Source organism: Hungatella sp. L36 (assembly GCF_014288035.1).
Map to the genome: position 1 here is coordinate 215819 of NZ_JACOPC010000010.1, position 13707 is coordinate 229525.

General features: G+C 51.0%; 16 protein-coding genes. All 16 read right to left on the bottom strand.

Translation table 11 applies throughout. The features are described 5' to 3' along the window. Positions 1-118: 118 nt before the first annotated feature. Positions 119-676 carry an elongation factor P gene (gene efp, locus H8S80_RS22060; protein ID WP_002603599.1) on the bottom strand — a complete coding sequence of 186 codons (558 nt, stop codon included), beginning with the start codon at positions 674-676 and terminating at the stop codon, positions 119-121. 97 nt (positions 677-773) lie between these two features. After that, the gene (aroQ, locus tag H8S80_RS22065; RefSeq protein WP_055653093.1) at positions 774-1205 is read right to left on the bottom strand and encodes a type II 3-dehydroquinate dehydratase; all 432 of its coding nucleotides are present in this window, start codon (positions 1203-1205) and stop codon (positions 774-776) included. Further along, positions 1202-1714, bottom strand: coding sequence for a shikimate kinase (locus H8S80_RS34380; RefSeq protein WP_002603597.1), 513 nt, complete (start codon positions 1712-1714; stop codon positions 1202-1204). Before H8S80_RS34380 ends, aroQ begins: the two co-directional genes overlap by 4 nt. Continuing rightward, positions 1711-2583, bottom strand: coding sequence for a shikimate dehydrogenase (gene aroE, locus H8S80_RS34385; protein ID WP_002603596.1), 873 nt, complete (start codon positions 2581-2583; stop codon positions 1711-1713). Before aroE ends, H8S80_RS34380 begins: the two co-directional genes overlap by 4 nt. Further along, positions 2564-3091, bottom strand: coding sequence for a YqeG family HAD IIIA-type phosphatase (locus H8S80_RS22075; protein WP_002603595.1), 528 nt, complete (start codon positions 3089-3091; stop codon positions 2564-2566). Before H8S80_RS22075 ends, aroE begins: the two co-directional genes overlap by 20 nt. 8 nt (positions 3092-3099) lie before the next feature. Next, entirely contained in the window at positions 3100-3552 is a 453-nt protein-coding gene (nrdR, locus tag H8S80_RS22080) for a transcriptional regulator NrdR (RefSeq protein WP_002603594.1), read from the bottom strand. Between the two features lie 184 nt (positions 3553-3736). Further along, complete coding sequence (locus H8S80_RS22085; protein WP_002603593.1) at positions 3737-3997, bottom strand: PRC-barrel domain-containing protein; 261 nt, start codon at positions 3995-3997, stop codon at positions 3737-3739. A 63-nt stretch (positions 3998-4060) separates the two neighbouring features. Further along, the gene (locus H8S80_RS22090; RefSeq protein ID WP_117630820.1) at positions 4061-4894 is read right to left on the bottom strand and encodes a DUF975 family protein; all 834 of its coding nucleotides are present in this window, start codon (positions 4892-4894) and stop codon (positions 4061-4063) included. Then, a complete protein-coding gene (locus H8S80_RS22095) occupies positions 4894-5772 on the bottom strand; it encodes a hypothetical protein (protein WP_117630821.1) in 879 nt (292 codons plus the stop codon). The genes H8S80_RS22090 and H8S80_RS22095 overlap by 1 nt, the downstream gene beginning before the upstream one ends. Before the next feature lie 187 nt (positions 5773-5959). Beyond that, entirely contained in the window at positions 5960-6628 is a 669-nt protein-coding gene (deoC, locus tag H8S80_RS22100) for a deoxyribose-phosphate aldolase (RefSeq protein ID WP_117630822.1), read from the bottom strand. Positions 6629-6641: 13 nt separating this feature from the next. After that, on the bottom strand, positions 6642-7469 hold the full coding sequence (locus H8S80_RS22105) for a purine-nucleoside phosphorylase (RefSeq protein WP_002603589.1): 828 nt from the start codon (positions 7467-7469) through the stop codon (positions 6642-6644). A 22-nt stretch (positions 7470-7491) separates the two neighbouring features. Further along, positions 7492-8982 carry a sulfatase gene (locus tag H8S80_RS22110; protein ID WP_117630823.1) on the bottom strand — a complete coding sequence of 497 codons (1491 nt, stop codon included), beginning with the start codon at positions 8980-8982 and terminating at the stop codon, positions 7492-7494. A gap of 29 nt (positions 8983-9011) precedes the next feature. Beyond that, on the bottom strand, positions 9012-9878 hold the full coding sequence (locus tag H8S80_RS22115; RefSeq protein ID WP_002603587.1) for an ABC transporter permease: 867 nt from the start codon (positions 9876-9878) through the stop codon (positions 9012-9014). Continuing rightward, positions 9875-10945, bottom strand: a complete 1071-nt coding sequence (locus H8S80_RS22120) for an ABC transporter permease (RefSeq protein ID WP_002603586.1) — start codon at positions 10943-10945, stop codon at positions 9875-9877. Before H8S80_RS22120 ends, H8S80_RS22115 begins: the two co-directional genes overlap by 4 nt. Continuing rightward, on the bottom strand, positions 10942-12456 hold the full coding sequence (locus tag H8S80_RS22125; protein WP_117630824.1) for an ABC transporter ATP-binding protein: 1515 nt from the start codon (positions 12454-12456) through the stop codon (positions 10942-10944). The genes H8S80_RS22120 and H8S80_RS22125 overlap by 4 nt, the downstream gene beginning before the upstream one ends. Positions 12457-12482: 26 nt before the next feature. Beyond that, the gene (locus tag H8S80_RS22130) at positions 12483-13604 is read right to left on the bottom strand and encodes a BMP family lipoprotein (protein ID WP_117630825.1); all 1122 of its coding nucleotides are present in this window, start codon (positions 13602-13604) and stop codon (positions 12483-12485) included. Positions 13605-13707 lie beyond the last annotated feature (103 nt).

Below are 13707 nucleotides of genomic sequence, written 5' to 3' on the forward strand. Positions count from 1 at the left end.
CCAATGCTTCGGCAATACAAAAAAGACGGTAAAAGAGGGTAGTAAATGCTGGCCTCCAGGCCAACATTTACCACACTCTTTTACCGTCTTTTGCTTTAGTCTGCGGCGTATCCTGTTCTTATACTCTGGATAAATACTCCCCAGTACGTGTATCAATCTTAATCTTATCGCCCTGATCCACAAACAGCGGAACGTAAACAACTGCTCCGGTCTCTACGGTAGCCGGCTTTGTAGCGCCCTGTGCCGTATCACCCTTGAAGCCTGGCTCTGTATCAGTGATCTCCAGCTCTACGAATAACGGAGGCTCAACAGAGAACACCTTTCCATTGTAAGAACAAACCTTTAAAATGTCGTTCTCCTTCACAAACTTTAATGCGTCTCCGATTACTTCCGGGCTCAGTGCGATCTGCTCGTAAGTGTTCGTATCCATAAAGTTATGAAGATCGCCATCCGCATATAAATACTGCATGTCCACACGGTCAATTCTGGCAGCCGGGAACTTCTCTGTAGGACGGAAAGTACGCTCTACTACACCGCCGTTCACTACGTCTTTAATTTTAGTTCTGACAAATGCAGCACCCTTACCAGGTTTTACATGCTGGAACTCCATAATCTGATAAACATTACCATCAATCTCTAATGTGATACCGTTTCTAAAATCACCCGCTGATATCATAAATGATATTCCTCCTTGAAATTCTCTTAATCCTTTTTATTCTATACTATAATAATACCTTTTTCAACTATTTTTTTCATTTTCTGTATACACGCCGTTATTCACGGCCTGTCAAATAGTCCATGGCAAGGGCATAACCCTTCAGTCCCAGCCCCAGAACCTGGCCGTCGCAGACAGGCGCCGTAACAGAAGTATGCCTGAATTCTTCCCTTTTATGCACGTTGGAAATATGTACCTCCACCTTCGGAATCTCCACCGAGGAAAGGGCGTCTCTCAACGCGTAGCTGTAATGGGTAAACGCGCCCGGATTGATGATAATGCCTTCCGTTCCGTTATAATACGCTTCCTGGATCTTATCGATTAAGCCGCCTTCGAAGTTACTCTGGTAAATATCCAGTTCATGTCCTTCTCTCTCCGCCTTCTCTTTCATCATACGGACAAGATATCCGTAATCCTCAGTGCCGTATACACCTTTTTCCCTGATTCCAAGAAAATTTAAATTCGGTCCATTTAAAAGAAGCAGCTTCATTCAAATCCCATCCTTTCTTCCAGCTCCGTCACAATCTCACCGACACTCCGTCCATTCACATCCACGATCAGTCCGGCGGCCTCCCGGTATATGGGGCCGCGGGCCGCGATCAGCTCTTCCACACGCCGCGTCACGTCTCCGCCCTGAAGCAGCGGCCTTGTCGTATCTCCCTTCAGCCGTTTCAGCACGGTATCCGGATTCACCTCCAGATAGATCACGGTCCCGAGCTGTTTCAGCAGCCTTCTATTCTCTTCCCGCAGGGGAAGCCCGCCTCCGACGGAAATGACCTTTTCCTGTGTATCGGAAAGAAGCGTCTGGAGAACCGCCGTCTCCGTCCTCCGAAACTCGTCCTCGCCCTTCTGCGCAAATATCTCCGATATCGTCATGCCGGCCCGCTCTTCGATCAGCCAGTCCGTATCCACCATGGGGAGACCGTGCTTCTTTGCGTACCGTTCTCCGACCGTTGTCTTACCGGCCCCCATGAAGCCGATCAAAATCACGTTCTTCATCGCGCCGCCTCCAGTTCTTCCCGCATCAGCACTCTCGCACCGTCGATCATCTCTCTGGTAAACACGGTCTCCGGATTCCACAGCTCGTAGGCGATAACGCCCTGGTAAATCAGCATATCGAGCCCTCCCACGGCCTTGCCGCCGGCTGCCCGGACGTATTTCATAAATTTCGTCTCCATCGGCGTATACACAATGTCTACCGCCGTATCGATCTTTTTATAGAATTCCGCATCCTCCACCGGGGCGTGATCCACGTTCGGATGCATCCCTACGCTGGTGGTCTGAACCGCCAGGCAGGAGCTGCACTCCAGCTTTCCGTAATCGTCCAGGGCCATGGGAAGCATGACTCTGCGGCCGAACCGCTCATTGACGATCTCAGAAAGGGCCTCCGCCTTTTCCAAACTCCGGTTCAGAACATAAATCACAGACGCGCCTTCCTTCGCCAGCACGCAGGCTGCCGCCCTGGCCGCGCCGCCCGCTCCGAACAGAATGCAGGTGCGGTCCCGGATTTCGATTCCCGCCTCCGTCATGGCTCGTTTCAGTCCTGCCGCGTCCGTGTTATAGCCCTTGTAGCCGCCGTCGGTCCGCACCAGCGTGTTGACGGCACCGATGGCTTTTGCGTCCTCGTCAATATCCACCAGGTATTTCATGACCTCCTGCTTGTGAGGAACCGTGACATTCATGCCGGTAAAATTAAGGGCGTAGGCTCCTTTTACCGCTTCCTCCACACGTCCCGGCTCCACCTTAAACGGTACATAGACGAGATCTGTTCCTGTCTTTTCCGAGTAATAATTATGCATGAGCGGTGACATGGAGTGCTCCACCGGATACGCCATGACTCCGCATACTTTACTTTTTCCGCTTATCATACTGTCTCCTCTTTTTGTCCCTGCGATAAAAAAATAAGATAAGTGCCTCCGGATACCGTTTTAATACGATCTGAATCTCTTCCTTCGGATTGATCGGCTTCACCAGAAAGCTCCTGATTCCCGTCCGTTTGGCCCCGTAGACGTCGGTAAACAGCTGATCTCCCACGAATATCGTGCTGTTTAAGCTCGTCCCCATGAGCTCCATCGCCTTCTTATAATTCTTCACGCCCGGCTTTCCGCCCTTATAGATATAGTTAGAGCCGCCGACAGCTTCTGCAAAAGCTGCCACCCGCGGCTCTTTGTTATTGGAAAGCAGGCAGGTGTCCATGCCAAGCGCCCGCAGATGAGAAAACAAGTTCTTCGCTCTCTCATCCGCCGGCGCGTCATGGGGCACCAGGGTGTTGTCTACATCAAAGATTACGCCTCTGATTCCCTTTTTATAAAGGGCGTCATACGGAATGTCATACGCAGAGGCCACGTCTTCATCCGGATAAAATCTGTTAAACATACATCTTCCTACTTTTTCAATAATTTTCCGATCTCTTCCATGAACGTATTCACGTCCTTGAACTCACGATATACGGAGGCGAAACGGACATATGCGACCTCATCGACCTCCTGCAGCTTTTTCATGACAAGCTCTCCGATCGCGGAGCTGGAGACTTCCTTCTCTTCCATATTGAATATCTGTGTCTCGATCTCGTCCACCATGGAATCAATCTGCTGGGAAGAAACGGGACGCTTGTGGCAGGAATGAAGGATTCCTTTTTCCAGCTTGGAACGTTCATAGACTTCTCTGGACTCGTCCTTCTTAATAACCATCAGCGGCAGAGTCTCCAGTTTTTCATACGTTGTAAATCTCTTTCCGCATTTCTCACACTGCCTGCGGCGTCTGATGGAGCTGTTGTCATCCGCCGGTCTTGAATCAATGACCTTTGTATCTGCTTCATTACAAAATGGACATTTCACGTCGCTATCCTCCTGTTGGGCGATTTCTCTTTCCTTCTTTTCAGAAATGAGAAATCCCACTGTTTTTTGTGCAGGGCCCAAAACCGCGAAAAAAAATACACATTTTTTCGCGGCTCCGGATCCGTTACTTTTTAATTATGTATATCATACCCCACAATCCGTAGATTCGCAAGCACATATTACACTATATCTTGCATTTTTCCTCAGCTTTTTCCAGATCTACTTTCACCAGGATAATATCTCTCCCCACCTGACAGATGTCACAGAAGGGAATGATGTACTCTTTTTCTCTGACCAGAAATCCACAGAAGCAGCCCGGCCCGGGAACGATAATCGCCAGAAGACAGCCCGTATCCATATCAAAATCCACGTCGCCCACATAGCCAAGGCGTTTGCAGTCGCAGATGTTAATCACTTCTTTTTGTTTAAGATCTGAAATGCGCATAGCCTGCACCTTCTATATTCCTTAGTGTATTCTATGCGCATTTCCTATGTGTGATACAAATTATTACTCCGGTACATTTCCGTAAAGGCCGTCACAGCTTCTGCCGTCATAAACCGGTTCCTCGTAATCATATGCTTCTTCCCGGCGAGGTCCATCGCTCATATCGAGATAGAAGTGAATCATGGTCGTCTCTATATACGGTAAAATCCATAAAAACCCGATTCCAAACGATCCGAACCCCAGCAAATACATCCCGATCAGGCTGATTCCCAGATAAAACAGGCGGCCCTTGTTCCCTTTCATGAGCGCCGCGCTCTCCCGGAAGCAGCTGATCACCGTCCGCTCGGGATCTTCCATCAGAAGGTAAACCGCCATTTTAAAATGCAGGCTATACACGACGATTCCGACTATCTGAAGCAGATACATCAGAAACTGAAGCGCTGCCAGTATGGGGATATAACCCGTAATACGGGCGGAAACGCTTACCACAAAATATGGGATTCCAATGATCATACCAAATACCAGGTTGATAAAGTATACGCCTAAAAATCTTTGAGGCCTGTGAGTAAAGGCAAACAACATATCTCCCAGTGAATACGGCTGGCCTGTACACATATGGTAGAACATCCTTCGTATTCCGACCATTATGAGGTAAACCAAAAGGATCGCAATGAAATAAATCACCATCTCGATTGCCAATGAGCGAATCCAGCCTCCCCGGTTGAAGCCGGGTTCGCCGATCCAGGAGAGTGTGCTGACTGCAGATATACCGATAAAAATCATAATAACGACGATCAGTAGGACATACACAATCAGCATGGCGCCCACGGCTGTTCCATAGTTGCCTGACAGCGTAAGCTTCGCACGTTTTTTCAGTTCCGTTGACGTTGTCTTCATTAAAAAGCACCTCCTGACAGAAGGGATGAACTCATCATTCCAAATAGAAATATCATTGCCATGGCCGCCAGAAACAGCGCGATAATCGAGGTAATGAGACCTGCCTTCGCATATCCCTCCATCGTATCTCCCATTTTGGACAACAGCGCAAACAGGATTCCCAGGCTGCCAAAAATCACCCCGCCGTAACAGCAGCAGGATGTAACGATCCCGATGATCCCCATGATCAGGGAAGCCAACGCCATGCTGCTCTGCTTTTGAGGCTGTGTATACGCAGGATTAGCCGCCTGCCGGTATTCGTCCCGGTAATAGCTGTTCTGGGGGGTGGGCTGCTGGTAGTTGGGCTGCTGGTAGTTGGGCTGCTGGTAGTTGTTTTGCTGACGGTTGTCCTGCTGCCAGCTGTCCTGCTGCCAGTCGCCCCTCTCACGGTTGTCCTGCTGCCAGTTATCGTTCTGCCTGTATTCTTCTCTGCCCCAGCTCTCATACTGTCTGCTTCCGGTATCCGGATATCCATTCAACTCATGGAAATCCGATCCCGTTCCGCTGTTCTGCGTGTCGTAACGGTCAGCTGCGTCTTCTGCTGCTGGTTCTTCTGCATTCGCCAGTTCTTTCTCTGCATTTGCCGGACTCTCTTCTGCAGTTGCCGGACTCTCTTCTGCATTTACCGGCCCCTCTTCTGCAGTTGCCGGACTCTCTTCTGCAGTTGCCTGCCCCTCTTCTGCAGCTGCCCGACTCTCTTCTATATTCGCCGGTCCTTCCTCTGTATTCACCGGTCTTTCTCCCGCGCCGGCCAGCCCTTCCGCTGGTGTCAGCCCTTCCTCCACCGGTTCCCTTCTGGAATCAGGACCATCATATCCATACAGCCTGTCTTCTTCCATATCCTGCCTCCCATTCTGTCTGTTTGTAAATCTGTATATATTTACCTATTATACAGCACGAACGAGTATCTGTAAAATTAAGTTTTTCTTGCACTCGTCTATCCGTACACGAAAAACCAGGCGTTTAAAACGCCTGGTTCGTTTTTTTCTGCTCCTATATGAGTCCCTGTTATCAGGCTGATGCCTTTTAATAGGAATCGCTCTCCACATGCTCCTGCTTGGCCAGCTTCACGATCCGGCTGGTTCCAAGCCGGTCTGCGCCCAATGCCAGAAACTTTTCTGCATCCGCTTCGCTTCCAATTCCTCCTGCTGCCTTAATCTTCACGCCAGCGTCCACATGGGCTTTAAACAATGCGATATCCCCGAAGGTCGCACCCGCTTTTGAAAATCCGGTGGAGGTCTTGATAAAATCGGCTCCGGATTCCGATACGATCCGGCACATGGTAATCTTTTCATCCTCTGTCAGCAGGCAGGTTTCTATGATTACCTTTAAAATCCGTCCCTTACACGCCGCCTTCACAGCCTCAATCTCGGACTTCACGGTCTCATAATCGCCATCCTTTAACGCACCGATTGAAATCACCATATCAATCTCATCCGCTCCGTTCCTTACCGCATCCTCCGTCTCAAACACCTTCACTTCCGCTGTCTGGTATCCGTTGGGAAACCCGATAACCGTGCAGACCTTCATCCGGTCTCCCACATACTCCTTTGCCCGTTTCACATAGGAAGGCGGAATACAGACGGATGCGGTCCGGTACTCCACTGCATCGTCACAAATCTGTTTTACCTCTGCCCATGTTGCTGTCTGTGTCAGCAGGGTATGATCCACCGCGCTTAAAATTTTCTGATCCATCCGTTCTTCCTTTCTATCCGATCACTTCCTCCAGAATCGTATCCAGCAGCTCCACAAACGTCTTCTTCACTCTCGCTGCGGTCTCCACCACTTCCTTATGATTCAGCGGCTGTTCCAGAATTCCGGCACCAAAGTTGGTAATGCAGGAGATTCCAATCACCGGAATCCCGCAGTGCGCGCAGACGATCGCTTCCGGCACAGTTGACATTCCGACCGCGTCGGCGCCCAGGATTCCGGCCAGCCGAACCTCGGCCGGAGTTTCATAGCATGGCCCTGAAAACATCATATAGACGCCTTCCTCCAGCTTAATGCCCTTCTTCGCAGCAGCGCTCCGCAGACGAGTCCGCAGTTCCGCCGCATATACCCGGGTCATATCGGGAAAGCGCGGTCCGTCGTCTTCCCAGTTCGCTCCCATCAGCGGATTTCCGCCCGAATAATTGATGTGATCCCGAATCATCATCAGCGTACCCGGATCAAAATTCCGGTTTACGCCCCCTGCGGCATTGGTCAGCACCATGTACTGAACCCCCAGCCGCTTCATAATTCGCACCGGAAGCGTTATCATTCTCTGGCTGTAGCCTTCATAATAGTGGACTCTGCCCTGCATCGCAATGACGTTCTTTCCTTTGCAGGTTCCCAGCACAAACTGTCCTGCATGCCCCGCCACCGTGGAGACCGGAAAATCCGGAATCTCCCCGTACGGTATCACCACCGGATTCTCAATCTGCTCCGCGTAGTCACCCAGGCCGCTTCCAAGAATCAGGCCGATCTCAGGCACAAAATCTGTCTTTCCCCTAATAATCCCAATACTATTTTCGATGATCTCTCTTTCATTTAACATATCTGTATCCCCAATCCTTCTTTTAGACCCACTGCTCCAATCCGAGTCTTACATACTGCTCGTCCGGCGCGTCATTTTCCTTCATCATACGCACCATGTTCCGGAGCATCCGCTCCTCAGTCGCCTTGTCCTCCAGCGGATGCTCCTGGCCCGGATCTGTCTCCGTATCATAAAGTAAAGTTCCGTATTCCATCAGTGATCTCGGCGGAAATCCCAGCGTACGGATACCGTAGCCGCCCTTTATTCTCAGCATGGGACAGCCCTTTGTAAAGGAAAATCCCTCGTGGAGAACCGCCGTTTTCAGTTCCTCCACCGTGATTGCTCCCGGATAGCTGGTCGGTTCCACCACATAGTTAAAGAGCTCCTGTTCCTTATCCGGCATCGGACATCTCATATACACGTATCTGCCGTCTGTGATATTTACATGAATTCCATGCTGGCCAAAGAGCGCATAATCTCTGATCTTCTTATCGCTCTCAATCGTCTCACGGAGCGGACGTCCCTCCATATCCGCCGGAATTGGAAGCCCGAAATACTCCAATAAGGTTGGGGCAAGATCGATAGTCTGTACCAGCGCCTGACGGCGTTCCCCGCAGACTCCGGTTCTCGGATCCCAGATGAAAAGCGGCGTATGCGCCAGCTCATTATAATACGGCATCATCATCTTTCCCCACCAGTTATGCTGGCTCAGCATGAAGCCATGATCCGTATTGACAATCAGCATGGTGTCTTTCCACAGGTCATACTCGTCCATCATATCCAGCACCTTTCCCAGATACGTATCACACATGGTCACAAGCGCCCGGTACTCATTGATACAGTGCTCCACCTGTTCCGGTGTCTCCACCACCTCATGGTATCCCGGCCAGTCAAACATCACGCCCTGGTATCCGTCTTTATACGGCTCTTTGTAGCTTTCCGGTGTAAAATACGGTTCATGGGGATCGTAATTCTCCAGCTGAAGGTACCAGTTGTCGGCTCCGTGATTATCCCGGATAAAATCAAGCCCGTTGGAGAAATTCTGGGCAATCGACTGATTGGCCTCATCCTGCATGTAATAACGGTTGATGTACTCCTGCCTTCCGCAGAAATCCTTTCTTCCGCCCAGGTGCTCCGGAACCTCCCATTCCACTCTGCCCTTCCAGGGGTCCCCCTCCTGTCCTCTGACAAACTCGTAGGAATTGTACTTATTTACATAGTTTCCGCCGCCCTCTTCCCAGTAATGCCAGTGATCCGTAGTCAGATGGGTATAAATTCCGTTTGCCTTTAAAATACCCGGCATGGAATCGTCGTAAGGCTCCAGCGGTCCCCAGCTTCTGTGCAGGAAATTGTAGCGTCCCGTATGGATCTCTCTTCTCGCCGGCATACACGGAAGGCTGCCTGCGTAGCAGTTGTCAAAGGTCACGCTTCTTTCTGCCAGCCGTTTAAAATTCGGCGCTATCACGTCATCGCAGCCATAGGGAGGCAGCATATGACGGTTCAGGGAATCGAACATTACCATTATCGCTTTCATATTTTTATCCTCTTTCTTCCTCATAGTATTTATTCATCATCATGCTTTCCGACACCGGCAGGCGGTGTGATATGGCGGACACCGAAGGCGAGCACGAACAGCGTCACCACGTAAGGAATCATCGCCATAATCTGCGGCGGAACTCCGTACCCCTGAAAATTGATCTGTACCGCATCGGAAAAACCGAATATCAGGGCGCAGAACAGGACCATGACCGGGTTGTACTTTGCGAGGATCATGATTGCCACCGCAATATAACCGCGTCCGGCCGACATATCCCGCACATACATATCCAGGTGGTCGATGGAAAGGTATGCGCCCCCCAATCCGGCCAGTACGCCGCAGGCAATGACTCCGATATACTTGATCTTATGTACCGCCAGCCCCACGCTGGCCGCAGCCTTCGGGTTTTCCCCCACCATGCGCAGCCTTAAGCCAAACCGTGTTTTAAACAGAACCACATACTCTGCGATTACGGCAAAAAGCATGATATAAGTGATTGGAGATGCGAACACACCGGCGTTAATGGAGGCCACCTGCGGAGACGATCCCTTGTTGTCCCATAAGAGCTGCATCAACAGTGTGGTTGCCGCTACCGACAGGAGGTTGAGCCCGATTCCGCTGATTACCTGATTAACCTTATACCGTACACAGAGAACGGCGTGGGCCAGACCAAACAGCGCTCCGCCCGCCATACCGGTCAGGAGACCCGCAAAGACATTTCCCGTATAATAGGAGCCGAGAACTCCGCAGAACGCCCCCATGGTCATCATACTTTCCAGTCCCAGCGCCATGACGCCGCTTCTGACGGAAAGGACTCCGCCCAGGGCCGCCAGCACCAGCGGAACGGACATGCTGAGGGTAGATGTAACGATTGACATGAACTGATTCATCATTTCTTTCCCCCCTTACTGCCATTTTTGATTCTGAGAATTTCCTTAACGAGAAGCGGCGCTGCCACAAGCAGAATAATGAACGCCTGAATGACATCGATAAATTCTGTCGGTATTCCGGTCGTACGGTTTAAGACCATACAGCCGGCTCTCAGTGCACCGAAGATGATTCCGGAAAGGATGACGCCCAGGGGACTGTCTGCCGCCAGAGCCGCTACCGCGATTCCGTCGAAGCCGTAGCCCGAGGAGAAATCCGCAATCAGCCGGTGATCCACGCCCAGCACATGAGTTCCTCCCAGAAGACCGGCAATGGAGCCGCTGAGCACCATGGCGATGATCATAATTTTCCCGATCTTGATTCCCGCGGTCTCGGAAGCCTTCAGATTCAGCCCGACACACTTGATTTCATAACCAACCACAGTCCGTTCAAACAGAAGCTTAATCAGGACGCAGAGAACCACTGCGATGATAATCGCCGCCGTAAGCTGTGTCTTATCCACCAGCTTCGGAATCCACACCGATTCGGAAAATCTGGCCGTCTGCGCCATGCTCTTTCCCGCTTCCTTTAACGGATAGTTCACCACATATGCCACAAAATTCTGTGCTATGGTATTTAACATAACGGTCGCTATCACCTCGTTGGAGCCAAACTTTACCTTCATAAAGCCCACCAGGCCCGCATACAGTCCGCCGAAGATGATTCCGCCCAGAAGTGACAGCGGGATCCAGATCACACCAGGCAGATTGACCGGCATCAGGGCGATCAGGCTGGTACCAAGGGCGCCCATGTAAAGCTGCCCTTCAATTCCTAAGTTGATCAGATTTGCTTTCTTTGCAACCGTGTAGGCAAGTCCTGCAAAGATTAAGGGAGTCGCCTGCACCAGCGTCTGGCAGATGGCCTTTCTGCCGATAAACGCCCCCTTTAAAATGGACCCGTACGCCTCAAACGGATTGTATCCGCAGACCAGCATGGCGATTCCGCCCAGAACCAGGGCCAGAACCAGAGCCACCGCAGACATATTTTTATTCAGAAATTCTTTTTTATCGAACTGCAATCCTGCTGCCTTCACGCTCTCTGTCCCCCCTTCCCCACTGCGCCTGTCATCAGAAGTCCCAGCTGCATATCGTCAAAATCCGCCGGTTCCCCTTCCGCCACGATCTCGCCGTCGTACATGACCATCAGCCTGTCACTTAAATTCTTCACCTCATCTAAGTCGGCAGAAATCAAAAGGATGGCCTTCCCCTCGTCTCTCAGCTTCAGCAGCCGGTCGTGTATGTATTCAATCGCACCGATATCCACGCCGCGGGTCGGCTGTGCGACGATAATAATATCCGGATTCTCACTGAACACCCTTGCGATAATCACCTTCTGCTGATTTCCTCCGGAAAGGGCGCTGCATTTCACCCCGGAATTGGGCGATTTGATCAGGAACTCCTTTAAGAGCCCCTCGGAAAAGCTTCTGATCTTCTTTCTGTCCAGAATTCCCCTGTTCTGAAACTGGTCCTGATATCCCAGTATCAGGTTGTCCAGAATCGATAGCTCCAGGATCAGCCCCCTGGTCATGCGGTCCTCCGGGATATGGCCGATCTTTTTCCGGATAAAATCCTTCGGCTTGCCGGAAATCTTCTCCCCGTCCTTTTCCATGTCCAGAACGTCAGGATTACGAATCCCTGTCAGACATTCGATCAGCTCCGTCTGCCCGTTTCCTTCGATTCCCGCAATACCCAGAATCTCTCCCCTTTTCAGTTCAAAGCCCACATGATTAAGTACGGTTCTTCCCTTTTCCTTCAGCGTAATATCCCGCACCGTGAGCCTGGTATCCCCGACGCACTCACTTTTCCTCCGAATTCCCAGCTCCACCTCTCGGCCAACCATCATCTGGGCCAGACTGTCAGGAGTCGCTCCTATGGTGGAGACACCCGACTCGATCATCCTGCCATCTCTCAGCACGCTGATGCTGTCAGCAATCTCCAGTGTCTCCTTCAGCTTATGGGTGATAATAATAATGCTGGTTCCCGCCGCTTTTAACCTTCTTAAAATATGAAACAGCTCCTCGACCTCCTGCGGAGTCAGAACCGCAGTGGGCTCATCCAGGATGAGAATCTTCGCGTTCCTGTAGATGGCCTTTAATATCTCCACCTTCTGCTGTTCCCCCACAGAAAGCTCCTTCACGATCTGAGATGCGGATATGTGGAAACCATACCGCTCGATCATCTCCTGAACTTCCTTTTCGGCCGCCGCCTTATCAAACAGAATTCCATTTACCGGCTCCTGTCCGACTACGATATTCTCCGTGACGCTCAAGACCGGAGTCAGCATAAAATGCTGGTGCACCATGCCGATTCCAAGGTCAATCGCCTGCTTCGGCGTCCTTAAGTTTACCTTTTTCCCCTCCACCAGGATTTCTCCCTCATCCGCTTTGCAGATTCCGTAAAGGATCTTCATCAACGTCGATTTCCCGGCCCCGTTCTCTCCGAGAAGAGAGAGGATTTCTCCCTTTTTCAGGGAAAAATCCACATGATCGAGCGCTAAAACCAGAGGATACTGTTTCGTAATATTTTTCATTTCAACTACAACCATCAGCCGTCTCCTCCAATCGATTCCGACTACTTCGTATACTGGTTTTCAGCCACCCAGGCGTTAAGCTCATCTGCCGTCTTACATGGCACCAGCTCTCCAGCCACCATTTTTTCCCTGATATCCTTCAGTGCCGTCTGAATCTCCTCGGGAATGGCTACATTGGAGCCTTCCGTGTCACAGCCTACGACGCCCTCCCTGATGCCGCTCATATGGAGGCCCGGCTCCCAGGTTCCGTCAATCACCTTTTTCACTTCATTATAGACCATGTTTTCCACGCTTCTGACCGAAGAGGCCACGATATAATCCGGGTCCTCCGCATTCTGATTCGATCCGACGCCGAATGCGTAGCGTCCCGCTTCCTTTGCAGCGCCAAACACGCCCAGACCGGATGCTCCGGCGATACACTGGATAAAGTCAGCACCCTTGTTATACATGGAAAGGCCGATCTCTTTGCCTTTTCCAGGATCGTTAAACGCTCCCACAACGCCTTCCAGCACTTCCACATCCGGATTCACATACTTTGCTCCCGCTGTGAACCCAACGATGCCCTCTCTTAAATTAGGCTGGTCCGCACCGATGATGACTCCAATGACGTTATCTGCATTCGCCTTGTCCATACTGCTCTTCGTCCCCAGGCCCGCGATAACGCCGGCAAGGAAGGTCTGCTCACACCACTCCGTCTGAAGCGTGCTCACACCGGTGATCTCTTCCGTTCCATCGACCAGTGCGATCCTCTGATCCGGGAACTCTTCCGCGATCTCTTTTACCGCCTCCTGCTGGTCGGAACCGACAGCAATCAGCAGATCGTATTCTTCCGTCTCTGAGAACTGCCTTCCCAGAGGAACGAAATCACTGATGGCATTGGGCTCCACATAGTCAAACTCGATCCCTAAGTCCTCCTGCGCCTTCATGATTCCGGCATATGCCATGTCATTGAAGTTCTTATCGCCAAGTCCTCCGGTACCGAAGATCACGCCGATTTTTGCAGTCTCCTTACCGGTGCCAGCCTGTGTCCCGGCTGCTTCCGTGCCTCCCTGTGCTCCGGCGGCCTCCGGGCTCCCCTTCGTGTCTGCCGTCTTTCCGGCGCATCCTGTCATGGATACCGCCATTATCACTGCCATAGCTGCTGCTGCGATCCTCTTTTTCATTGCTCTTCTCCTTCTTTTTTCAAGATTTCCATCTGTATTTCATGTATATATTGTACTAATTTCCATTTAAAACATAAATAAAAGCTGTGTACTTTGTCATGAA